At 54.8% G+C, this 20,885-nt stretch carries 22 protein-coding genes and 1 tRNA gene; 7 read left to right on the top strand and 16 right to left on the bottom strand.

The genetic code is table 11. The features are described 5' to 3' along the window. Window positions 1-91: 91 nt before the first annotated feature. The 5 genes from LNA76_RS09590 to trmB form a co-directional block, all read right to left on the bottom strand. A complete protein-coding gene (locus LNA76_RS09590) occupies window positions 92-316 on the bottom strand; it encodes a hypothetical protein (RefSeq protein WP_159063891.1) in 225 nt (74 codons plus the stop codon). A 546-nt stretch (window positions 317-862) separates the two neighbouring features. Beyond that, on the bottom strand, window positions 863-1,306 hold the full coding sequence (gene lysM, locus LNA76_RS09595) for a peptidoglycan-binding protein LysM (RefSeq protein WP_094195547.1): 444 nt from the start codon (window positions 1,304-1,306) through the stop codon (window positions 863-865). 133 nt (window positions 1,307-1,439) lie between these two features. Beyond that, window positions 1,440-1,640, bottom strand: a complete 201-nt coding sequence (gene thiS / locus LNA76_RS09600) for a sulfur carrier protein ThiS (protein WP_094195548.1) — start codon at window positions 1,638-1,640, stop codon at window positions 1,440-1,442. A 42-nt stretch (window positions 1,641-1,682) separates the two neighbouring features. Further along, window positions 1,683-2,630 (bottom strand): prolyl aminopeptidase, encoded by a 948-nt coding sequence (pip, locus tag LNA76_RS09605; protein WP_125277411.1) that lies wholly within the window; start codon window positions 2,628-2,630, stop codon window positions 1,683-1,685. Then, complete coding sequence (gene trmB, locus LNA76_RS09610; RefSeq protein ID WP_094195550.1) at window positions 2,627-3,394, bottom strand: tRNA (guanosine(46)-N7)-methyltransferase TrmB; 768 nt, start codon at window positions 3,392-3,394, stop codon at window positions 2,627-2,629. The genes pip and trmB overlap by 4 nt, the downstream gene beginning before the upstream one ends. 202 nt (window positions 3,395-3,596) lie before the next feature. On the opposite strand from trmB, the gene LNA76_RS09615 reads away from it, so the two are divergent. The 5 genes from LNA76_RS09615 to LNA76_RS09635 all read left to right on the top strand — a co-directional run bounded on the left by LNA76_RS09615 (window position 3,597) and on the right by LNA76_RS09635 (window position 6,714). Continuing rightward, window positions 3,597-3,670 (top strand) — tRNA-Gly (locus LNA76_RS09615). Window positions 3,671-4,197: 527 nt separating this feature from the next. Then, the gene (locus LNA76_RS09620) at window positions 4,198-4,611 is read left to right on the top strand and encodes a helix-turn-helix domain-containing protein (RefSeq protein WP_125277114.1); all 414 of its coding nucleotides are present in this window, start codon (window positions 4,198-4,200) and stop codon (window positions 4,609-4,611) included. Between the two features lie 238 nt (window positions 4,612-4,849). Then, window positions 4,850-5,887 (top strand): DUF72 domain-containing protein, encoded by a 1,038-nt coding sequence (locus LNA76_RS09625; protein ID WP_121738036.1) that lies wholly within the window; start codon window positions 4,850-4,852, stop codon window positions 5,885-5,887. 206 nt (window positions 5,888-6,093) lie between these two features. After that, window positions 6,094-6,504 (top strand): hypothetical protein, encoded by a 411-nt coding sequence (locus LNA76_RS09630; protein ID WP_230018976.1) that lies wholly within the window; start codon window positions 6,094-6,096, stop codon window positions 6,502-6,504. After that, complete coding sequence (locus LNA76_RS09635) at window positions 6,505-6,714, top strand: helix-turn-helix transcriptional regulator (protein WP_094195553.1); 210 nt, start codon at window positions 6,505-6,507, stop codon at window positions 6,712-6,714. It begins immediately after the preceding gene. A gap of 147 nt (window positions 6,715-6,861) precedes the next feature. Here LNA76_RS09635 and LNA76_RS09640 read toward each other — a convergent pair whose 3' ends face one another. Further along, window positions 6,862-7,635: an SDR family oxidoreductase gene (locus LNA76_RS09640; RefSeq protein WP_094195554.1), complete on the bottom strand. Its 774-nt coding sequence runs from the start codon at window positions 7,633-7,635 to the stop codon at window positions 6,862-6,864. Window positions 7,636-7,828: 193 nt separating this feature from the next. On the opposite strand from LNA76_RS09640, the gene LNA76_RS09645 reads away from it, so the two are divergent. Continuing rightward, on the top strand, window positions 7,829-8,728 hold the full coding sequence (locus LNA76_RS09645; RefSeq protein ID WP_230018978.1) for a LysR family transcriptional regulator: 900 nt from the start codon (window positions 7,829-7,831) through the stop codon (window positions 8,726-8,728). A 28-nt stretch (window positions 8,729-8,756) separates the two neighbouring features. On the opposite strand, the gene LNA76_RS09650 is transcribed toward LNA76_RS09645, so the two are convergent. The 10 genes from LNA76_RS09650 to LNA76_RS09695 form a co-directional block, all read right to left on the bottom strand. Further along, window positions 8,757-9,896 (bottom strand): calcium:proton antiporter, encoded by a 1,140-nt coding sequence (locus tag LNA76_RS09650; RefSeq protein WP_230018980.1) that lies wholly within the window; start codon window positions 9,894-9,896, stop codon window positions 8,757-8,759. 311 nt (window positions 9,897-10,207) lie between these two features. Continuing rightward, window positions 10,208-11,086 (bottom strand): response regulator transcription factor, encoded by an 879-nt coding sequence (locus LNA76_RS09655; protein WP_094198250.1) that lies wholly within the window; start codon window positions 11,084-11,086, stop codon window positions 10,208-10,210. A gap of 692 nt (window positions 11,087-11,778) precedes the next feature. After that, a complete protein-coding gene (locus tag LNA76_RS09660; protein WP_230018982.1) occupies window positions 11,779-12,387 on the bottom strand; it encodes a 2-hydroxychromene-2-carboxylate isomerase in 609 nt (202 codons plus the stop codon). After that, window positions 12,384-13,712, bottom strand: a complete 1,329-nt coding sequence (locus tag LNA76_RS09665; RefSeq protein ID WP_094195558.1) for an MFS transporter — start codon at window positions 13,710-13,712, stop codon at window positions 12,384-12,386. The genes LNA76_RS09660 and LNA76_RS09665 overlap by 4 nt, the downstream gene beginning before the upstream one ends. A 39-nt stretch (window positions 13,713-13,751) precedes the next feature. Then, on the bottom strand, window positions 13,752-14,537 hold the full coding sequence (locus LNA76_RS09670; RefSeq protein WP_094195559.1) for an aldolase: 786 nt from the start codon (window positions 14,535-14,537) through the stop codon (window positions 13,752-13,754). Between the two features lie 376 nt (window positions 14,538-14,913). Beyond that, window positions 14,914-16,323 (bottom strand): GNAT family N-acetyltransferase, encoded by a 1,410-nt coding sequence (locus tag LNA76_RS09675; RefSeq protein ID WP_230018984.1) that lies wholly within the window; start codon window positions 16,321-16,323, stop codon window positions 14,914-14,916. 371 nt (window positions 16,324-16,694) lie between these two features. Continuing rightward, the gene (locus LNA76_RS09680; protein WP_230018986.1) at window positions 16,695-17,864 is read right to left on the bottom strand and encodes a YncE family protein; all 1,170 of its coding nucleotides are present in this window, start codon (window positions 17,862-17,864) and stop codon (window positions 16,695-16,697) included. 128 nt (window positions 17,865-17,992) lie between these two features. Continuing rightward, a complete protein-coding gene (locus tag LNA76_RS09685; protein ID WP_094195562.1) occupies window positions 17,993-18,466 on the bottom strand; it encodes a nucleoside deaminase in 474 nt (157 codons plus the stop codon). Between the two features lie 173 nt (window positions 18,467-18,639). Continuing rightward, on the bottom strand, window positions 18,640-19,476 hold the full coding sequence (locus LNA76_RS09690) for a bifunctional allantoicase/(S)-ureidoglycine aminohydrolase (RefSeq protein WP_094198251.1): 837 nt from the start codon (window positions 19,474-19,476) through the stop codon (window positions 18,640-18,642). A gap of 158 nt (window positions 19,477-19,634) precedes the next feature. Further along, window positions 19,635-19,784 (bottom strand): hypothetical protein, encoded by a 150-nt coding sequence (locus LNA76_RS09695; protein ID WP_230018988.1) that lies wholly within the window; start codon window positions 19,782-19,784, stop codon window positions 19,635-19,637. 162 nt (window positions 19,785-19,946) lie between these two features. Here LNA76_RS09695 and LNA76_RS09700 point away from each other — a divergent pair, with 162 nt between their 5' ends. Next, window positions 19,947-20,849, top strand: coding sequence for a LysR family transcriptional regulator (locus tag LNA76_RS09700; RefSeq protein WP_094195563.1), 903 nt, complete (start codon window positions 19,947-19,949; stop codon window positions 20,847-20,849). Window positions 20,850-20,885: the final 36 nt, after the last annotated feature.

A 20,885-nucleotide genomic window follows, 5' to 3' on the forward strand; every position in this document is an offset into this window, starting at 1 on the left:
AATGGATGTAATGTTGGCGGTGCAAATTGCGCCTCCAGAGGGAGTGGCGTCTACTGTATGAGGTTTAAGCCCGGAGGAAGGGGGGACATCTCTATAGACGGTGTAAAACTTGCGTACCTGGAGTCACCACTGCTTTAGGTTTAGGAGATGCATAGAGGTAAGTGTTGGAGTCATTGACAGAGATGATGGTGTGATGAGCATCTTTATCGCTCAGATTCTTGAAGGTAACCGTCACTAAGGGGCCGGCATAAGCCGTCATGCTGCTAAGCATGACTACGGTTGCAACAACAGCGCGTGACGATGTTTTGACAAGCATGAATCGATCTCCTGGCCTGATTAAGGCGGTTGCTGATAGAAGTAGACCGATAAATCTTGATTAAGGCAGCGAGACTGTATTGAGCAATATATGTGCTTTTATTCTGGGTATGGCTGAGCTTGCTACGTTCTTGTTCTTTTATTCGTACCGGTATCTCAAAGTTCAAGTCGATCTATTGGTTACTAAATGGAATAAAAGTAACTTTACTATACAAATGTCGTGGTTTGTCTGAAATTTATTATTTATCAAATACTTAGCTTGCTAATCGTATTTTGTAGGAAAAGTAGCCAAGGCAAAAAAAAGTGAAATGGGATGTTTTGGAATAGTGGGCGAGACAAGTTGGAGAGTCTGTTGCCTTGCGATGGCACGCTGCACTTTTACGGAACCCGTTGCGAGTAAGTTTGCCATGTAGTCTTAATGCAGCTTTGTCAGCAGATCTTTGTGTAAATAAAAAACGCCCGATGCATTGCATCGGGCGTTTCATTTTGGCTGGGCCGTAATCCCACAGGTTTGGCACCTAGGGATCATGGCCGGCAGAGGCGAGAATTACAGCGCCGGAATACGTAGTACCTGACCAGGGTAGATTTTGTCAGGATGGCTAAGCATGGGTTGGTTAGCTTCGAAGATAACGGTGTATTTTGCACCGTTTGCCTTGCCGTAATTGGTTTCAGCAATTTTCCACAGTGTGTCGCCTTTCTGTACGGTGTACATGGTGGCTTCGGCGGAAGGCTGAGCAACGCTGAGCTGGTTGTCGACTTGAGACACCCCCAGGGTGTTACCCAGAGCCAGCACAATTTTTTCGGCTTGTTCAGTGGAGGCAGCTTGGCCGCTAACCGTGACTTTGTCGCCATCAACCGCCAGATTCAGACCGTCGGCGGAAAGTTGGTGTTTGGCCAGTTCTTTCTGGAGTTCGTCTGCTGTGGCTGCGTTGGCTTCGTTGGCACCAAAGAGTTTTTCGCCGACATCTTTAAGAAAACTGAATACGCCCATCGCTTTGCTCCTGAAGTTAGGGTTCTATGGCTGCTACCTGCGTGATGGCAGGCGAGACGGTTCATTATGACCTTATTTTTAGCCGTAAAGCCGTACTCGAATGTCAGCAATTGTGCATTTTAAAGGGTGAGTCTCAGCCGCCACCGACGGCAACCACGATCTCGATGGTGTCGCCTTCTTGAATAGGGGTACTGGCGTGCTGGCTTTTGGGCACGATGTCGCCGTTCAGCTCTACGGCAATGCGCTTGTTCTCATAGCCCAGCTCGATAATCAGTGTGCCAACCGTGTCGGAGTTTGCCAGAGTCTTGCTCTGGCCGTTCAGGGTAATGTTCATTCTTGTCTCTGGATATGGTCCGGATAGTGCCGGACGAGTGATTCAGATGGCAAATTTCTGGGTGGCGGCCAGCAGCCGAGCCAGAATGCCGGGTTCGTCGTAGGCGTGGCCTGCGTCTGCAACCATGTGAAACTCTGCTTGTGGCCAGGCGCGATGCAGTTGCCAGGCTGTATGCGCCGGAGTGCACACATCATAGCGTCCCTGCACAATCACGCCTGGAATGCCATGCAAGCGGTGGGCGTTTTTAAGTAACTGATCCGGCTCCAAAAAGCCCTGATTCATGAAGTAGTGGTTTTCAATACGCGCAAAGGCCAGGGCGGCTTTATCACTGGATTTGGCATCCAGGTGATTCTGGCTGGGCAAGAGCGTGATCGTATTGCTTTCCCACTGCGACCAGGCATGTGCGGCGCGTAGCTGTACAGCGGGGTCATCGCCCGTCAAACGCTTGTGATAGGCGGTAATCAGGTCACCATGCTCTTCTTTGGGGATAGGGGCCAAATATTGTTCCCAGATGTCCGGGAACAAGCGCGAGGCACCTTCCTGATAAAACCAGCGCAACTCTTCAGGGCGGGCCATGAAGATACCGCGCACAATCAATTCACTGACGTGTTCGGGGTGGGTCTGGGCATAGGCCAGCGCCAGGGTCGAACCCCAGGAGCCGCCAAAGACCAGCATCTTGTCGGCTTTGAGCTTTTCCTGGCGCAGCCGCTCCATGTCCTGAACCAGATGCCAGGTGGTGTTGTTCTCCAGGCTGGCATGAGGGTAGGAACGCCCGCAACCGCGCTGATCAAACAGCAGCACATTATATTTTTGCGGGTCGAACAAGCGGCGGTGATCGGTAGAACATCCTGATCCCGGCCCACCATGCAAGAAAATAGCCGGTTTACCTGCCGGGTTGCCGCAGCATTCCCAGTAGATATGATGCCCATCCTCGGTGTGCAAGGTGCCTTGGGCGTAAGGCTCTATAGGCGGGAACAGGGTAGCGCTCATTGTTCTTTCTTGGGCCAGTTCAGTTCAGGGGTCGGGGTGTCATTGCGGGTGAAGATCAGATCCCACACGCCATGACCCAGACGCAGCCCACGGTTCTCGAACTTGGTTAGGGGACGGAAGTCGGGGCGGGGTGCGTAGCCTTCCTGCGTGTTGCTGAGCATGGGCTCGGCCGACAGCACTTCCAGCATTTGTTCGGCGTAGTTTTCCCAGTCGGTCGCGCAGTGAATGTAGCCACCGGGTTTCAGACGGCTGGTCAGCAGTTGGATAAAGGGAGACTGCACCAGACGACGCTTGTGATGGCGCTTTTTTGGCCAGGGGTCCGGGAAGTAGATGTGAATACCGGCCAGCGAGGCAGGGGCGATCATGTCGCGCACCACTTCCACCGCGTCATGCTGGATGATGCGGATATTGCTGATCTGGTTGTCATCAATACGCTTGAGCAAGGCGCCGACACCGGCGTTAAACACTTCCACACCTAGGAAGTTGTCGTTGGGGCGGGCCTGAGCAATTTTCTGAGTGGTTTCACCCATGCCAAAACCGATTTCCAAAATCAGGGGATGGTCGTTGCCAAACACGGTTTCCGGTTTCAGAATGCTGTCGCGGTAGCTGATCGACCACAGAGGCAAGAGGCGCGCCAAGGCTTGTTCCTGGCTGGGCGTAATGTGCGCGCGCCGATGAACAAAGCTACGGATATGGGTCTCGCCGGAGTTGCTGTTCGCGACATTGGGCGAGAGCAGGGATGGTTTTTCGTTGCTGGTGGTCATGGTTGGGGCGCGGGCATCAGGAATGGCTCGCGTATTAGCTAAAAGCGGGAAAGCTCTATTGTAGTGAGTCTTGCCGCTGAATTCATGGGATGGCGTGCGAAAAATATAGGGTGGGGGCAACGCATGAGCCGGAGATCGCGCTATAATTTTCGCTTCCCCATTCGCGGGATCGTCTGCTTTTGACGCAGACTTCTCCATCAGGGCGGGTGTAGTTTAATGGTAAAACTGATGCTTCCCAAGCATCCGTCGTGGGTTCGATTCCCATCACCCGCTCCAGTTCTGCTTTGTTTCCAACTCCCCCGTTTTTCTGCAACGATTTCCCAAGTCAGGCTTTGCTGCTCTCGGGAGCTGGGTGTGTTGGCCTGCAACACTACTGCATTTCTACTTCTTAGACGGTGGTAGCCGCTGATCCTTCAAGCGAAACTTGATACATGTCGCTATTTATCGAAATTGGGTACACGTTTTATTGACGTGTCGACGAAATCGGAATGTTGAATCATGGCTCTTGCTACGGCTTGGAATCCGGGTCAGCTTGATGCGCAGTTACTCACTTTGTCTCCCAAGAGTGAGCTGGAAAGACTTCTTATTTTGAGATCCTGCTTTTCGGTGTTTCCGGCTGTACCCACTTGGGTATGGAGAGTTTTACTGAAAGCATGTACTGTGTGTTTATTGTTCATATTTGAATATATCTGTTAATTAAAAGTTCAAATATGAGAGTTTTATGGGTTCTGGCCTAAATCTGATATATGTTCATATTTGAGTTTTTATGATTTATATTTGTTCATATATGAATGGATATCAATATGACTGATTCAGAGAATAAAAACGCTCCTCGTAGTGTCATCTCTCGTCCTGTAGACCGTGCCTTGCTGCGGCTGGGGCGGGATATCTCTGCTGCTCGTCGTACGCGACGATTAAGCCAAGAGGATTTGGCTCAGCGTATCGGTACGTCATTGAGCACAGTCCGGCGTATGGAGGATGGTAATGCCGGTACTGCCTTGCATACCTTTTTAAGCGCTTTGCATGTGTTGGGACGCTTGAATGATGTGACCAAAGTCATGGCCATGGAAAATGATGCCTTGGGGATGGACTTGCTGCGTGAGCAGTTACCCCAGCGCGTCAGGCGCCCACGGCGTATTAAAGCGGGTCAAACCGCGGGGGCCAAGTCGCAAGATGATTCGGACTCTGTGGATCCTGACAAGTTGGAAGGTTTCTGATGACGACACGATCTGCCAAGCGCTCAGACCTGGAGGTGCACCTGGGTTCGAGTGCGCATATTGTGGGGCACCATACTTCAGGTTAACGGTGGGGGAAGCAGAAGCAATCTGGGCGGAGCTTGTTCAGGCTGTCAGTCGTTGGCGCAGCGTCGCCAAAGGGTTAGGCATGCAAAGTACGGATCTGGTGGATTTTGAGCCGGCATTTGCTTAACTTCATTCCCATGGCACTATACCCAGCATGCAAGAAGATCTTTTCGGCGATGCCATTGCTCAGCCACCCGCTTCAAAGCCCGCCGCTCCCTCCCGACGCAAAATCACCAAAGTCAGCCTTGCTGCTTCCGCGCTGGAGCTAAGCGATCTGGCGGCCCAGCTTCCTGAAACCCTGCGTTTCGGTGTCTCCACCTGGTCTTACCCCGGTTGGGAGGGCTTGATCTGGGATGGCGAGTACGAGTCGAATATCCTCTCTAAGCATGGCCTGCAGGCCTATCACCAGCATCCTTTGATGCGTACAGTCTGTGTCGATCGCACCTTCTGGCGTCCTTTGACGGTCACGCAGTATTCCGCCTACGCCGCGCAGGTGGATGACGATTTCCGCTTCGTTGTGAAATGCCCGTCCATGATTACGGATGCTCAAGTTCGTGATGAGCAGGGCAAGGTGCGCAAGTCCAATCCTGACTTTCTGGATATCCGTTTGGCTGTAGAGCAGTTTGTGCAGCCTGCGCTCGAGGGTTTGCGTGACAAGCTGGGCGTGCTGGTCTTCCAGTTAAGCCCACTGTCCTGGGGCTGGTTGAATCGCCCGGCAGAGATGTTCGACAAGTTGGGGCAGATGCTGGCGGCGGCGCGTGAGGCTTTGCCTCAGGGGTCACAAGTGGTGCTTGCTGTAGAAGTCCGAGATCCGGAGCTGCTGACCCAAAGTCTTATCGATACGCTCAAGGTCAATGGCGCGACGTTTTGTCTGGGTTTGCACGGCAAGATGCCGCCGATTGAGGAGCAGTTGCCTGTATTGCGCGCCTTGTGGCCGGGCCCCTTGGTGTGCCGCTGGAATTTGAACCGGGAGTTTGGTGCTTACGGCTACGCCGATGCTCAAAAAAAGCATACCCCCTTCGATGCCATCGTCAGCGAGGACTTGCATACCCGCACGGTATTGGCGCGTACGATTCGCGGAATTACGGGGGCGGGGCAGGCGGCGTATGTGACGATCAGCAATGATGCGGAAGGCTGCGCGCCGCTTTCCATTCAGCGGCTGGCGCAACTTGTTGTGGCACAAGAAAAGTAAAAACGGGTCTTGTGAATGGTGGACTGTTCACAGCGTCTGTGTTGTGGCTTGTGCTGGGCTGGGGACTGAATTGAAAGAAATGTGCGGCATGCAGACCTTGTCTTTGCTGCCAGATTTACTCAATATATGTAAGGTTTGCTTTACTTATTGACAGGTATTTTTGACTTCTATAAAGTCAGGTTTACTTTACATTCAGGTGCTCAAACATGCTCACCAACAGCAATTCCTCTTCTGCGCCATCAGCAGGCCGCCGCTATCTGATTCGCACTTTGCTCTTTATGGGCGTGTATATCCTGGTCAATGCCTTGACCATTGTGGGGCTGTTCGACAGCCTGCTTGGTCGACCTGTTGGCTGGCTGATTGCCATTGCCGTCGCCTTGCCGGTTGCCGGACAAGTGTGGGCCACCTTGGGTTTGATGGCGCAAAGCGATGAGTTCGTGCGGGTGATTGTGGCCAAGTGCTTTGTGCTGGCTTCGGGAGCGACACTGACCTTGTGGACAGCCTGGGGTTTTGGGGAAACCTATGCCGCTGCGCCCCATATTCCCGCCTGGTTGATTTACCCCTTCTTTTGGGCTGTGTTTGCCCTGGTTTCACCCTTTGTCCGGACTAGCGATTAAATGAAAAACCGATTGCGTGTATTGCGGGCTGAAGCGAATTGGACGCAGGCCGATTTGGCAGAGCGCTTGGGCGTGTCCCGGCAGGCGGTCAATGCGCTGGAAACGGGTAAACATGCACCGTCCCTGGATCTGGCCTTCAAGATCAGTGCTGTGTTCGGGCAGACCGTAGAAGAGATTTTCGAGAATCCGTATCGGGGACCTCGGGCCTAATCGGGGATGACGGCCTGGAAGGCACACTTGCCTGCTAATTCCTTTTTGGAGTCAGCAGGCAAGTGTCGAAAGAGCGCCATTATTCCAATCCGAAGCTGTGATCTTGCGGACTCGACGCAAGCATTGCCTTGTCTGCTTCTTATTGGCTTATTTGGTGGTGTAGCCACCGTTGATCAGAATAGTCTGGCCGGTAATCCACCAGCCGTCGCTGACCAGATGACGAATAAAGGGCACGACATCTTCAATGTCTGTCAGTCCGGTCTTGGAGTAGGGGGACAGCGCGGCAGCCGTCTTGTGATAGGCCACAGCGTCCTCGCCCTCGGCGGGGTAGAAGAAGGGCGTATCCATGGGGCCAGGGCCCACTGCCGTGACGGAAATACCGCGTGCGCCATATTCTTTGGCGGCGGCGCGAGTGTAGTGTTCTACCGGCGCTTTGGTGCCCGCATACGCGGCGTAAAACGGGGTGAAGGCCCCCAACAGGGACGTCACCAGGGTGCAGACTTTGCCATTGTCCTGCACGTGCTTGCCGGCTTCTTTCAGGAAGAAAAAGGCAGTTTTGGAGTTGATGTCGCTCATCTCCTCGTACTCGGCTTCGCTGACCTCGGTCAGTGGTTTTTTCAGTACCTTGCCGACCGTATTGATGGCGATATCGGGGCGGCCAATTGCGGCGACGGTATCGCTAAACAGTTTTTCCATGGCGCTGGCCAAGCGCAAGTCAGCCTGGAAGGCGACGGCTTGTGCGCCAGTTGCCTGGATGGCTTTGACGGTGGCGTCGGCCTCTGCTTTGGAACTGTCGCTGTTGTAGTGAATGGCAATGGCGCGTGCGCCTTGTTCTGCCAGGTCGCGGGCGATCAGGCCACCCAGATTCTTTGCTCCGCCTGCAATCAGAACGGTTTTACCTTTGATGCTGTGCTTTGCCATGATGACTCCTTGCTAGTGTGGGCTGCGACGTGCAAGCCGTTTCGTTTTTTCATGATATAAGTCGCTGAAATTGTTTAAATCCCCTATTTCTGACATCATTTGTCAAAAAAAACGAACAATAATCGTTGCTGCTTGAGCAGACTCGGGTTGGCAGTTCAAGCTGCGAGTTGCGGCTGCTTATCTGGAGAAGGCCATGGATCGCATTGACCTGTTTCGCATCTTTACGCGGGTCGTGGAGTGTGCCAATTTCACCCGCGCGGCCGATACCTTGGGTATGCCGCGCTCTTCGGTGTCGATGGCCATTCAGGAGCTGGAGGGCCGAGTTGGTGCTCGCTTGCTCAATCGCACCACGCGCAAAGTGACTGTCACGCAAGATGGCGCGGCGTTTTATGAACGTTGCCTGCGCGTGATTGCCGATGTGCAGGAAACCGAGAACCTGTTTCGCCAAGTCAGTGTCGGGCCAATAGGCACGATCAAGGTGGATGTGCCCGCGCGGGTAGGCCGCTTGATTGTGGCGCCTGCCTTGCCGCAGTTTCTGGAGCGCTATCCGCATGTCCATGTGCATTTGGGCGTGACTGACCGCGAGGTGAATTTGATCGAGGAGCAGGTGGATTGCGTGCTGCGGGTGGGCGCCTTAGGCGATTCGGGCTTGATCGCCAGAAAAATGGGCAGCCTGCCTTTGATCAATGTAGCCAGTCCCGCTTATCTTGCCCGTTATGGTATGCCTCAGACGCCTGCGGATCTGGAGAACCATCAAATGGTGCGCTACGCCTCGCCCACCAGTGAGCGCGTCGCCCCTTGGGAATGGATGGAGCAGGACAAGCGGCAGGTGTTGGACTTACCAGGTCGCGTGACCGTGAATAATGCCGAAGCGTATATCGCTTGTTGCTTGTCCGGCTTGGGGTTGATCCAGATTCCTGCCTATGACGTGCAGGCACACCTGCAGGCAGGTGAGTTGCTGGAGGTGTTGCCGGAGCATCGCGCAGCCCCTATGCCTATGTCTTTGTTGTACTTGCATCGCCAGCACTTGTCGCGCCGTTTTCAGGTGTTTGCGGATTGGTTGGAAACCTTGCTGCGCGACTGTGCGTTGTAGCGCAGAGTCACGCAGCAAGGCAAAGCAGTTAGGGGTAAAACAGCAGCAGCCCAAACACCACGAAAACCATCAGGTGCAGATAACCCTGAATGGGGGAGGTTCGCTTGCCGCTAAAGCTCAAGATGCTGAGCAGGGCAGTGATCAGAAACAGAACGGTTTCTGTATTGCTGATGCCCATGATCACCTGTTTGCCGGTAATCAGGCCAATCATCAACACCACTGGCACCGTTAGTCCTACGGTAGAGACAAAGGCGCCCAGGCACAGGTTGATGGCCCGTTGCATCTCATTGTTCATCGCTGCCTTGATGGCGGTAATGGACTCGGGGGTGAACACGATAATCGCGATCAGTACACCGCCGACGGCGACGGGGGCGCCCGAGGCAGCGATACCGTAGTCCGTCACGATAGCCAGATCGTGGGCCAGCAAGACGATAGGCAGGATCAGGGCGATCAGCACCAGGCTGCGTATCAGCATGGCGCGGGTCGCCTGAGGATCGCGTGGTGTGGGTGCCTTATCTTTAGCGCTCTGCACCACCTGATTGGGTTGTACATAGTCATGGCGGCGACTGCCCATTTGCAGATACAGAAAGATGGCATAAATCAGCCCCGTGAGCACCGAAATGCCGATGGCCTGGGTTGTGCTGAATTCGCCTGCACTGCGGGTGTAGTTGGGCAGAATCAGGCCCACACTGGTCAGCAGCACAATCATGGACAAGTAGGTGTGGGTGCCTTGGCGGTTGAACTCCTGATCGCCATTGCGCGCGGCGCCGGCAATCAGACAAAGGCCCATAATCAGGTTCAGGATGATCATCATCACGGCATAGATCGAGTCCCGACCAATGCTGGGGAAGTCCCCCGGTCCCAGCAGTACCGAAGCAATCAGGATGACTTCGATCAGCACAATGGACAGAGTCAGAATCAGGGTGCCGTAAGGCTCGCCCAGTTGATGGGCCAGGTGGTCTGCTTCACGCACCACCCCAAAGGAGGCGGCCAGAATGGTCACAAACAGGGCCAGAAAGACGATGGCCGCGGTGGTGCCGTTCAAAGAATCTCCCAGCCATTGCCCGCCAAAAATCATGAACAGGACAACCATAGACCAGGAACCGAGCAGACGCAGCCAGGTGACAGGGGTAATGAGTTCAGGAGAGGGAGATGCAGGGTAGGCCATTGTGAATGCTCCGCTAAAAGCTAGGGCCGTCCCTGTGCTGAAAAAGCAGATCCAGGTCGTCCCGGATCTGTTTTGAATTGAACAATTCAAGTAGCCACAATTTTATCACCTGAACCTCAGGTGGCAACTACGGTTCGTTCGTAAGCGGCCCTTTGTGGTTTGGAGCCGTATTCCTGCTCGTCTGGCCACGATGAAGGTGTGAAGGGCAAGGGCCTTTATCCTCTTTCAGGCGTTGTCAGCCAGCGGTTTTATTTTTCTGATGGAGTTTTGGGGCAAGCCTGCTGTGGGAATGATTCTTTTCCTGTTGCTCGCTACGGTGGACACCAGCCCGATGAAAAAACAGGTGGCCCCATGGAGCGCATACACGGTTTGTTATCCGTATAGGGTTTGTTCCTTTCAATAGCTTGTCGAAACTTTCCAGGGGCTACACCCGCATAGGTTTTGAATGCGGTAGAGAAATTGGCCGGGCTGGAGAATCCTAAGTCAGTCGCAATGACGTCAATTTTCAAGGCTGTGGTTCTTAGCAAGTACTCGGCCCGATACATACGTTGCAATCGGATGTAGCTACTGACGCTCAAGCCAAAATTACGTTGAAATATATTCATGATTTTGCGCCGTGAAATCTTGAACATATCGCACAGTTCTTTTTGGCTGGGTGGAGAGCCCAGGTTGGCCTCTATCGTTTTCTGAATGGCATGGATCAGCATGCTGGTTTCAGCGGTCGTGCTGGGCTGCGGGCTTTGCACCTTGCCTGAAACCATGGCTGGCCATATTTTTTTTGGGCAACGCAAAGGCACGTTGATACGCTCTTTGACCTCGTCGACGGCGTATGGATTGCCAATGTAGTCCACCGCCCCTGCTTTTAAAAAAGTGACGCATTCCTCACTGCTGCCGTCCATGCGCGAATCCAGAATGATGAGGGGGATTTGGGCTGTGGCTTTTAATCCTTGGAGCATATGGGTTAAGGACAAAGCATCTATCCCTGTCAATTGCTTATCCACCAGGATAAGTTCCGGCAGGGTTAATTGGGCCTTGGTATATCCTTGCACTCCGTCAGCAGCAACAGAAACTCGAAACGCACCAGCCAGCAGCGCCTGAAGAAGTTGTTCGTGCTGTCGAGTGTTATTGGAGATCAGCAGAATCCTGATTTTTTGATCTGGCTGATACTTTATAGTGGCGTATTTGTTCAATATAAAGCCCCGCGCCCTTCTTCTGATGAAGACGGCTACCTTTACTGACATTGCTCAAGTAGCCAATTTCCTCAGAATACAGACTCAATGAATAGATAAAATCTATCGATATGATTCGTACGGCAGACATAACATTCTGTATTAGTGGGAAAAGTAAATTTTCAAAATTGCTCATTGCATTTCATTTTTGGCAGGCGGCATGCCGAAAGCCCGAAACCCGTGCCGTAAGCAGGACCTAAAAAGTCCAATATCCGGAATGCTACGCTGGCGTATCGGTGAATTTTCCTGATAGGAAAAGGCGTGATTCTACGGCTTTTACCTCTGAACAAAAGACCATGTCCAGATAGGTTTGCCGTGGTTTTGCCCGCATTAGTGTGCATCTGGACAGATGTTGTCGGGGAAGTGTGTGAAGCTCTTTTTATGATGACTCGCAGGTGCAGGAAGCACGGCCCGAGGCAAGGCGTTTATTTGCCGTTTTTTTGTTGGATTTTGATCTAGTTTGGGCGTTCAGTTTTTACAGATTGTTATGCTTGTTAGAGCGAGTTTGGTATAGGGCGGTTAAATCATTTTGGTGGGCCCGGGGCAGGGCCTGAGCCGGTTGACGAAGCAAAAAACAAGAAGGGCGGGACAAGGTTTATTTTCCTTGTCCCGCCCTTGCTTTCACCATACCCAGGCTTGGTGTGGAGCCTGGCTCAAGCTGGTGCAGGGTGTCCGGTGATGGCCTGGTCCAGCATGTCCAGCCTGTCCTGACCCCAGAACAGCTCACCCTGGTACACATAGGAGGGTGAACCGAAGACACCGGCTGCAATGGCCTCTTCGGTGTGGGCTTGATACTGCGCTTGCATCAGCGGTGCTTGTTCAAGCCAGTAGTCTGCATCTAATTGGTGAGCTTGCAAGATCCCGGCCAGTAGCACGGGATCGGCAATATTCTGGTCCTCGCACCATTGCGCTCGCAAAATGGCTTTGTACAAATCCCGCACCGGCAAGCCAGCCTGGTTGATGGCGATCACCAGGAGGGAGGCCAGCGTGGCGTCTGGGCACATGAAGCGTGGTGTGGGATTGACGTGTAGGTCCAGCTTGCGACACCAGCGCTGCAACTCTGTAATGCGATAAGCCTGCCGTTCGGGCGAGCGCTGTCCTAGTAGAACACCGCCCGTACGGGCATAGATCTGAGGCAGGTCCACAGGTTTGTAGTGGATCGGCACGCCCTGTTGGCGGGCGATCGCCTCCAGCCGGTCGGCCCCCAGGTAAGCCCAGTCTGAATTCATCCAGAAGTAGTAGTGAATGCCGGGCCTGTTCATGTGCGTACCTTTGGGCTGGATAAGGCGGGAAGGGAGAAATGCGTCGGCCCGTGCATGAACCAGGTACTGGCAAAGGCGATCAGACCCAGCACGCTGAGATACCAGACGATGTAGTCGGGTTGGCCATCGCCATAGGCCAGCAAGGAGGTGGCCACCAAGGGAGCCAGGCCGCCACCGATGGCACCGGATACCTGCACGGCAATGGAGATGCCGCTGTAGCGCACTTCAGGTGGAAATTGCGTGGAGAACAGGCCCCCTTGCGGGCCATACAGTGCGGCGTAGACCAGGCCAATCGCAATCACCAAAGCCAGGGTAATGGTGTTGGAGTCCAGGCTTCCCAACATGGAAAAGAAGGTGGACGAGAACGCCAGCATGCAGACCGTGCCGGCCATGAATACCCATTTGAAGCCGATCCTGTCTCCCAGTACGCCAAATAAAGGCATGGTGAACAGGGCGGCAAATGCTCCCCAGACGGTGGCATCGAGCATCACGCCGCGATCAACTCCCAAGGTGGTGGTGGCATAGGCCAGGGCAAAGGTCACTACGGTATAGAACCAGGTCACTTCAGCTAGACGGCCCCCCACGACCAGCAGGACTTCACGCGGGTAATGACGCAGGACTTCCAGGGCGGGAATCGCCACTTGTTTGCCTTTCTTGCTCATCTGCTCGAAGTCAGGTGACTCGGCCACTTTGGCGCGTATCCACCAGCCCACCAGCAGCAAGACAACACTGGCCAGAAAGGGGAGACGCCAGCCCCAGGAGAGCATGTCTTCTTCAGGCAAGCTGGCGACCGCTCCCATGGCCAGAGAAGACAGGATCAGACCGGGGGCAACGCCTGTTTGTGGCAAGCTGCCGAAAAAGCCTTTCTTGCCTTCCGGGGCATGTTCAACCGCCATGAGCACGGCGCCGCCCCATTCGCCGCCTACCGCAATGCCTTGCAGAAAACGCATCAGGACCAGCAGGACGGCGGCCCAATAGCCAATGCTTTCATAAGAGGGGATCAGGCCGATCAGGATAGTGGGAATCCCCATTAGAAAGAGCGTGATCAACAACATGGATTTTCGGCCCAGCTTGTCACCGAAATGGCCGAAAACAAATCCTCCCAAGGGACGGGCAAAAAAGCCCACGGAGTAGGTGGCAAAGGCCGCCAGTGTGCCCGTAATCGGGTCAAAGGCGGGGAAAAAGATCTTGTTGAAAATCAGTGCGGCAGCGGTGCCGTACAGGAAAAAGTCATACCACTCTATGGTGGTTCCCATCATGCTGGCCAGGCCAGCGGTAACGTACTGGCGCGACGAACGCGCCTGTCCATGATTAGGCATCGTCATAGCGACCTCCTGGTGGAAGCGGGGTGTTGAGTGTGGGCGTCAGCGAGTTTTAGTTAAGGGCGCAATGCCTTGGGTCTGACGGGACCAGTAATCAAAGGTCGCGTTCACAATGGAGGGCTTGAGCAGGTAGTCGTGCGCTTCGGCTGCCAGGGTGTCGTCCACGGGGGTAAGCGGGCCAAAGGCCGCCTGTGCGCGCACTTGCAGGCGTGCAGCACGCTCCAGATACACGGACAGATACGTGGCTTCCTGACAGCTTTGGCCTGCGGTCAGATAACCGTGGTGGGCCAGGATAATGGCCCGCTTGTCGCCCAGAGCTTTGGAAATGATGACGCCTTCCTGGTCGGCAATGGGGACACCTGGCCATTCGCCCAAAAAGGCACAGTCATTGTGCAGGGGAGTCATGTCCATTTGCGAAATCACCAAAGGCTGACGGGCGGTGGCCAGCACGGTAGCCCAGGGCGAGTGCGTGTGGATGATGGAGTTGACGTCCGGGCGAGCCTCATAGACCCACAAATGAAAGCGGGTGGCCGGGTTGGCCATGCCTTGGCCGCTCAGGGTATTTAAGTCGCGGTCAACTTCAATGAAGTCTTCAGGGGTGGCTTCGTCAAAACCCAGACCGAAGCGCAAGGTCCAGTAGGCACCAGGGCGTTCGGAACGGACACTGATCTGGCCTGCCAGACCGGCCTCCTGCTCGGTCATGGCCAGGATGCGACAGGCAAATGCCATGGTTTCGCGGGTGTCGCGTTGCACGTGCTGCAGATGAGAGGCCATCTCTTTGGTGGCACGTTCATCAAAATAGGATTTGTCTCTGAGTGGGGTATCCATGTGATTTGTCTCCTTTGGTATGCCTCGTCGATCCTTGTGCCGACGATGGGATTCATTGTCTTGATTTAAATCAATAGGAGCTATGTTCGGTGGCTCATAGCTCCTATTCCATTTGCTTGCAAGACGGTGTCACCCATGCAAACCCGGCTCGAGTGCCGGGCTAGGAGACAATCGGGGCCGGGTTCAGCTTTGGCGCCAGCGAGAGCGTTCGCGGCGTCGAGAGCGGGACCAGGGATGTTGCACCTTATGCGGTTGTGGCCGGGGATCAGGTGGATGACGTGTGTCATGGTTTTCCACGGGATTGGAGTCCGGCTTGGGCGAGTCTAGAAAGACACTAGTGGCACAATCGCAGTCGATGTACATGGACAGTCCTTTGTCAACGTAAAGAAAGGGGAGGTGGTAGCGAGGCACTGTTCTGGGCCTGGGTGCCTCCCGAGAAAAACGAGTTGTAGCTGTCTTGCAGGGCATGCAGGATCAGTTCGGGGTAGTTGTCCTGCTCGGCGGGCAGTTGCGATTGCAGCCGTGCCAGATGCTCGTTGTCCTGCTGGTCACCCCACTGTTTGTGATAGTGACCATGCTGATAGCCGCGTAGCTGACGCAAGCGGTTCAAGGCGTTTTTGCCCGCGTAGGAGTGGTAAAGCGTGTCCAGCGTCAGACCACTGAGGCGGGCCAGTTGAACAAAGCTGCTGAAGTCGAACTGACGCGTCTGCAGCACCCGCAAAGCAAAGTGTTCCAGCGCCGTCATGAGGGTTGCAGAGTCGCTGGCGTTTGCAGGGGCCTGCTCAAGCTGATCCAGTGCGGTGGCGGCCTCTTGCTCGCGCAGCAGGTCGTTGGCGCGCAATACATCGCACAGACCAAAATGCAGGATGTCGATAAGCTCTAGCTGTAGTTGCGGCAGATTGCGTTCGCGGTGTTGCCACCACTTCCAATCCAGGTAGTTGGCCAGCTCTGCACACTCCAGCCAGATCGCCCGGTAGTAGTCCTGTTTGGCCACTCGCCAGTTGGGGTCGATCAGGTGATTCAGCTCGGTTTGCAGGGTCAGCATCTGCTTCAGGCGGCGGGCCCCAGAGCCGGCTGGGATAATCGTCTCTTGTTGCCCGAGGCGGTGCTTTTGACGGCCTTGTTCATCAAAGTTCTCGGGTGCCAGCCAGGCCTGGAAATTTGCTTTCAGGGCAGGCCATTCTGTGTCGGTAATCGAGAACCAGGCTGTATCGCGTGAGCGCCCTTTGTAGACAATCGCTTGGCGGAAAATGCCTTCATAACGAAAGCCCAGTCGTCGTGCAGCCGCTTGTGAAGGAGCATTGTGCGTATCGCACTTCCATTCGTAGCGGCGGTAGCCCAAGCCGTCAATGGCATAGGCCATCAACAGATAGTGGGCTTCGGTGGCCATGCGGGTTTGCTTCAGAGCGGGTGACCAGGCTACAAAACCCACTTCAATGCAGCCGTTTTGCGGGTCAATCCGCATCAGGGACAAGGTGCCCAATGCCCGCCCTGTGGCTTGTTCTACGACGGCGTAATGCACGGCGTTGTCGGCCTGACTGATGGTATGCAGATGCTGATCGAATTGCCCTCGGCTGGTAAAGGGCCCTACGGACAAGTAGGTCCAGTCACGGCCATCGTTGGCGCTGCTGTAGGCCTCGTACAGGCTGTCGCCGTGTTGCTCCGGGTTCACTGCTTCCAGTCGGCAGTACTTACCGTGCAAAACACAGCGGGTGGGTCGCGGGCGGGCTTGCCAATGAGGGAGCGAGGGGCCAATAGGCTGGTGATAATCGTTCAACTGAACCATGAGATGTCTTCAATAGAAAACGCTCCTGAAATGCCAGTTCGTGGCACATCGGGAGGCGGGAAAGGGGAGGGCGGGGCTGGGGGACAACAGGTGTTGTGCTAGGCCACTAATTGATTCTATTGAGCAAGTGGCCGGTTACAGCAATCCGCTTTTTTGCTTGCTCCCAGACCACATTGAGAAGATGGCCGTGAAACGTGACGGAGCCGGCCCTGGCGGGTCTTGGCGTTGGATTTGAGCGGCAGACACAACTATCCTGAGCGCTAAGCACAGATGCCGTAGCGTCGGTTGGGCAGACCAAAGTGGCAGGCATCAAAAAAGCCGAGCTACCTGGTGGGTAGTCTCGGCTTGGGTCCAGGCTTGAGGCCAGAGGCTTAGAGCTGGTTGAGGTTCAGACGCAGAACGCTGTCTTTGGCACCTTTCAGGTAGTGCGGGCTCTTGTCACCGTGAGGAATCTTGATGGTGACAAAAGCGGTCTGGCCGTCAGCGCTCAGCGTCACGCTGTTGGGGTGTACAGGAGCGCTAATGCGGTGTTTCACAGCCAGGGTGTTGGCATCCAGAATGGTTATCGAGCCGGTACCGGCAGGCGTTTGACGATCCACGCCACGGTTGGTGGCGATCAGCTCTTTACGGGCATCGTTGTACACGATATCCAGCAGCCCCAGGCCGACTTCAACCGTGTTTTCCACTTTGCCGGAGGTGGTGTCGAATACGTAAATCTTGCCGGTGTTGGCGTCAGCTCCAAACAGTTTCTTGCCATCTGCGCTCAGGGTGATGTTCACGAAGAAGTGACGAGAATCTTCCCGCTTGTCACTTTTCGCATCGCCTGTCGTGAAGCGCTGTTCGATAGTGCCTGTAGCCGGGTTGATGACAGCAATTTCGTCCTTGCCGCCGTGGCCCACGAACAGGCGTTTGGTGTTGGCATCGTAGGCAGCGCCGGCAGGCCACAGGCCAACGTTGTCGATATTGTGCAGGATGCGGCCTTGGGCACCGTCCACAATCCATACGCGGCCACCTTCAGAGGGGTTGGTCACGAAGATGCGGTTGTCCTGTTCGTCAATCACGACTTTACGGGTGTGTTCCCAGCCGTCCTTGCCTTCTTTCTGGCCCAGTTGAATCAGTTGCTTGACGGTGCCGTTCAGGCTGTTGATCGCCAGCAGCGAGCCGTCCAGAGTGTTACCCACGTACAGAGTGTGAGTTTTCTGGTTCAGGCCCAGTGCGAAAGCACGGCGTGGCAATTGGATGCGCTGCGACTCACGCAGAGTGTCCTGGTCCAGAACATGCAGAAAGCCGGCCGCACGGTCTTCAAACAAGGGGGTGGCGGCAACGAATAATTGCTTGCTGTCCTTGGCGGCCAGAATCTCGTAGGCACCCTCAATGGTGTCCTGACGGAAAGTGACTTGTGCTTGAGGGGCAGTTGCATTGAAAGACGATGTTTGGCCCACTTGTTGCGATTGCGGTGCGGTCTGGCATGCGCTGAGCAGCAAGGCCCCCATTACGGAGGCAACAATCATTTTTAAAGAGGCAGGGCGGGACGCAATCATGTATTTCCTTTGGGATTCAATAAATGAGAATCGTTACTATAACTGCTCTGTTTTATAAACTTTTCTGACCTGCCTGTCTATGTAAATACGTAGAACCCTGCTTGATCGCAGGGTTTTGAATGACGTTTTCAGTCTTGCTGGGAGCCTTGTCCAAAACGGGCTTGCCAGGCTTCATACACTTGGCGTTTTTCAGGCAAAGGCAGGTGTTCCATTTTCACGCCCTGCTTGCCAAAATCCTGCTGCATTTTTTTGTAGAAGGATTCGGTGGACCAGCCAAAGGGTTCGCCTTGTTCGTCGTCGGCGCAATACACCACACGCTCTACGCCTGAGGCGATCATGGCGGCCATACACATGGGGCAGGGGATGCCACTGGCATACATGGTGCTGCCTGCATGGTGGCTGCTTTTTACCGCCTGGCTGGCGTGGCGCAGTGCCTGGATCTCGGCATGGGCGGTCGGGTCGTGGGCGAGGTAGGTCTCATTGACCCCTTCGGCCAGAACCTGGCCGTCACGCACAAGCACGGCACCAAAAGGCTGGCCGCCACGGGCGACATTCTCTGCTGCAATCTGGATCGAGCGCAGCAGATAGTGTTTATCGTTCATGTTTTTCTCCTGTAGAGAAGCAGGGTGGGAATGAGCCTTGAAACCAGAGTCTGTGTTTGTGCCTTGTGGCAGGCCTGCGGGTGCAGGTGGCATAAGGGGGGGGGTTCTGGTTGGGCGTGTTGGTAATGCAAAACAGCCGCTGACGGGCAGCGGCTGTTTTGTTTCGGGTCCTATTAGCGATGGCCGCCAATAGTCAGGTTGGCATGACGGTTCACATCTTTATACAGCAAGTAGCGGAAACGGCTTGGGCCGCCCGCGTAGCACGCTTGTGGGCAGAAGGCGCGCAGCCACATGAAGTCACCAGCTTCCACTTCAACCCAGTCCTGGTTCAGACGGTAAACGGCCTTACCTTCCAGAACGTACAGACCGTGTTCCATGACGTGCGTTTCAGCAAAGGGGATGACGCCACCGGGTTCAAAGTTCACGATGTTCACGTGCATGTCGTGACGCAGATCGGACATATCGGTAAAGCGCGTGGTGCTCCAGCGGCCTTCGGTGTCGGGCATCACCATGGGGGTGACGTCTTTCTCGTTAGTCACGAAGGCTTCAGGTGCTTCCAGGCCTTCCACACGCTGATAACGCTTGCGGATCCAGTGGAAGTTGGCCAACTCGCCCGTGCGGTTGTGCAAGGTCCAGTTGGTGGAAGGAGGAATAAAGGCATAGCCGCCTTCTTCCAGGATGTGCTTGGTGCCTTCCAGAACCAGTTCCAATTGACCCTTGACGACAAAAATCACGCCTTCGGCTTCGGGATCGGACTCAGGGTTGTTGCTGCCGCCTTGAGGACCCACTTCCATGATGTATTGGGAGAAGGTTTCGGCAAAGCCGGACAGAGGACGAGCCAATACCCATAAGCGGGTATTTTCCCAACCGGGCAGGAAGCTGGTCACGATGTCTTGCAGCACGCCTTTGGGCAGCACGGCATAGGCCTCGGTGAACATGGCGCGATCTGTCAGCAACTGAGTCTGAGGAGGATGGCCACCGGGAGGGGCGTAGTAATTGACTTTGGACATGTTGATTCCCATTGACATTCAGTAAGGAAAAATCTGTCGAACGGCATGGCGCAATCCCGGCGGTTGGCAAAAGGCACAGGCGGGATGTCGTTGTAATGCGCGGGACCAATACACAGTAACGATTGCTGGTGATATTTACAAATTAAATGTATAAATCTCTAGTATTTGTTTTTTGAATGTATTGAGCTGTGGAGCCTGTTGGCAGCAACAGCAACAGCAACAGCAACAGCAACAGCAACAACTGCTGCAAGTGCTTTAATACCAATGCCGAAGCAGGCAGCAGTGTTACTACCTATATTGATGCTCATTGATGTCGCGTCTGTCTTGGAACAGCGGTTGATCTACGCTCCGTGCCCACACCCAGTAGCTTGGGGCCTCACGAGCCATCTTTGATGCACAGCTAGTATCCACAGGCGATAGCCAGCACTTTGCTTGGGCCAAAGGCGTGATGTCAGAAGGATTTTGAAGATATGGATCATCAACTATCGAGCAGTCCCAGCCTGAATCGGCCCTTGTACGACCTGGACCTGTTGCTGGCCTTGTTGACGGTGGTCGATTGCGGCAGCTTTACGGCAGCAGCGACGCGTTTGCATTCCACCCAGTCCACGATCAGCCAGAAGGTGCGACGTCTGGAAGAGCTGGCCGGACTGCGTCTGCTGGATCGGGCCAGCCGGGGAGTCAGCACGACCGAAGCGGGGCAGACCTTGCTGGGTTACGCCCGCCAGATGCTGGCCCTGAATCATCAGTTGTCAGAAGCCTTGTCGGGTTCGTTGGTGACTATCTCGGTACGGCTGGGTGTGCCAGAGGATTTTACTAACGGCCAGACCATGCGGGCCCTGGCGGGTTTCAATCGGCAGTTTCCGCAGGTGCGGCTGGAAGTCAGCAGCGGTTTAAGTAGCGATTTGCTGGCCGCCTACGATCAGGGTGAGCTGGATCTGGTGCTGGTCAAGCAGCGTCATAATGCCCGCGAAGCGGTGGTCTGTTTACCCGAGCAGACGGCCTGGGTCGATAGCGCGACCGATCCGGTCTTTCATCTGGACCCTATCCCCCTGGTTACTTTCCCACGCCGTGGTGTTTACCGTGAGGAGATTATCAGTGCAGTGGAGTCCTTGGGGCGGCGTTGGCGCATCAGTTTTACCAGTTCCAGCTTGAGCGGCATTCAAGGAGCGGTGGCAGACGGGATGGGCATCAGCCTGTTGCCACGGCGTGCTGTGCGGGACGACCATATTGAGCTGGGGCAAGCACAAGGCCTGCCCCGGATTGATGCTTTTGAGCTGGCGATTTTGCATAGGCCCCACGCCAATGAGATGGTGACGGCCTTATCCCGTGTGCTGGTAGAAATGTTGGCTCCCGAGAGTGAGCACCGCGTTTGATACCTGGGTGTTCGGCCTGCGAGAGTGACAAAGACG

Source organism: Alcaligenes sp. MMA, from assembly GCF_020907215.1.
GTDB lineage: Bacteria > Pseudomonadota > Gammaproteobacteria > Burkholderiales > Burkholderiaceae_B > Alcaligenes > Alcaligenes aquatilis.

Bases quoted from the DNA above. Each gene is read 5' to 3' on its own strand.
- LNA76_RS09590 (WP_159063891.1), bottom strand. From the start codon at position 316: ATGCTTGTCAAAACATCGTCACGCGCTGTTGTTGCAACCGTAGTCATG.
- lysM (WP_094195547.1), bottom strand. From the start codon at position 1,306: ATGGGCGTATTCAGTTTTCTTAAAGATGTCGGCGAAAAACTCTTTGGT.
- thiS (WP_094195548.1), bottom strand. From the start codon at position 1,640: ATGAACATTACCCTGAACGGCCAGAGCAAGACTCTGGCAAACTCCGAC.
- pip (WP_125277411.1), bottom strand. From the start codon at position 2,630: ATGAGCGCTACCCTGTTCCCGCCTATAGAGCCTTACGCCCAAGGCACC.
- trmB (WP_094195550.1), bottom strand. From the start codon at position 3,394: ATGACCACCAGCAACGAAAAACCATCCCTGCTCTCGCCCAATGTCGCG.
- LNA76_RS09620 (WP_125277114.1), top strand. From the start codon at position 4,198: ATGACTGATTCAGAGAATAAAAACGCTCCTCGTAGTGTCATCTCTCGT.
- LNA76_RS09625 (WP_121738036.1), top strand. From the start codon at position 4,850: ATGCAAGAAGATCTTTTCGGCGATGCCATTGCTCAGCCACCCGCTTCA.
- LNA76_RS09630 (WP_230018976.1), top strand. From the start codon at position 6,094: ATGCTCACCAACAGCAATTCCTCTTCTGCGCCATCAGCAGGCCGCCGC.
- LNA76_RS09635 (WP_094195553.1), top strand. From the start codon at position 6,505: ATGAAAAACCGATTGCGTGTATTGCGGGCTGAAGCGAATTGGACGCAG.
- LNA76_RS09640 (WP_094195554.1), bottom strand. From the start codon at position 7,635: ATGGCAAAGCACAGCATCAAAGGTAAAACCGTTCTGATTGCAGGCGGA.
- LNA76_RS09645 (WP_230018978.1), top strand. From the start codon at position 7,829: ATGGATCGCATTGACCTGTTTCGCATCTTTACGCGGGTCGTGGAGTGT.
- LNA76_RS09650 (WP_230018980.1), bottom strand. From the start codon at position 9,896: ATGGCCTACCCTGCATCTCCCTCTCCTGAACTCATTACCCCTGTCACC.
- LNA76_RS09660 (WP_230018982.1), bottom strand. From the start codon at position 12,387: ATGAACAGGCCCGGCATTCACTACTACTTCTGGATGAATTCAGACTGG.
- LNA76_RS09665 (WP_094195558.1), bottom strand. From the start codon at position 13,712: ATGACGATGCCTAATCATGGACAGGCGCGTTCGTCGCGCCAGTACGTT.
- LNA76_RS09670 (WP_094195559.1), bottom strand. From the start codon at position 14,537: ATGGATACCCCACTCAGAGACAAATCCTATTTTGATGAACGTGCCACC.
- LNA76_RS09675 (WP_230018984.1), bottom strand. From the start codon at position 16,323: ATGGTTCAGTTGAACGATTATCACCAGCCTATTGGCCCCTCGCTCCCT.
- LNA76_RS09680 (WP_230018986.1), bottom strand. From the start codon at position 17,864: ATGATTGCGTCCCGCCCTGCCTCTTTAAAAATGATTGTTGCCTCCGTA.
- LNA76_RS09685 (WP_094195562.1), bottom strand. From the start codon at position 18,466: ATGAACGATAAACACTATCTGCTGCGCTCGATCCAGATTGCAGCAGAG.
- LNA76_RS09690 (WP_094198251.1), bottom strand. From the start codon at position 19,476: ATGTCCAAAGTCAATTACTACGCCCCTCCCGGTGGCCATCCTCCTCAG.
- LNA76_RS09695 (WP_230018988.1), bottom strand. From the start codon at position 19,784: ATGAGCATCAATATAGGTAGTAACACTGCTGCCTGCTTCGGCATTGGT.
- LNA76_RS09700 (WP_094195563.1), top strand. From the start codon at position 19,947: ATGGATCATCAACTATCGAGCAGTCCCAGCCTGAATCGGCCCTTGTAC.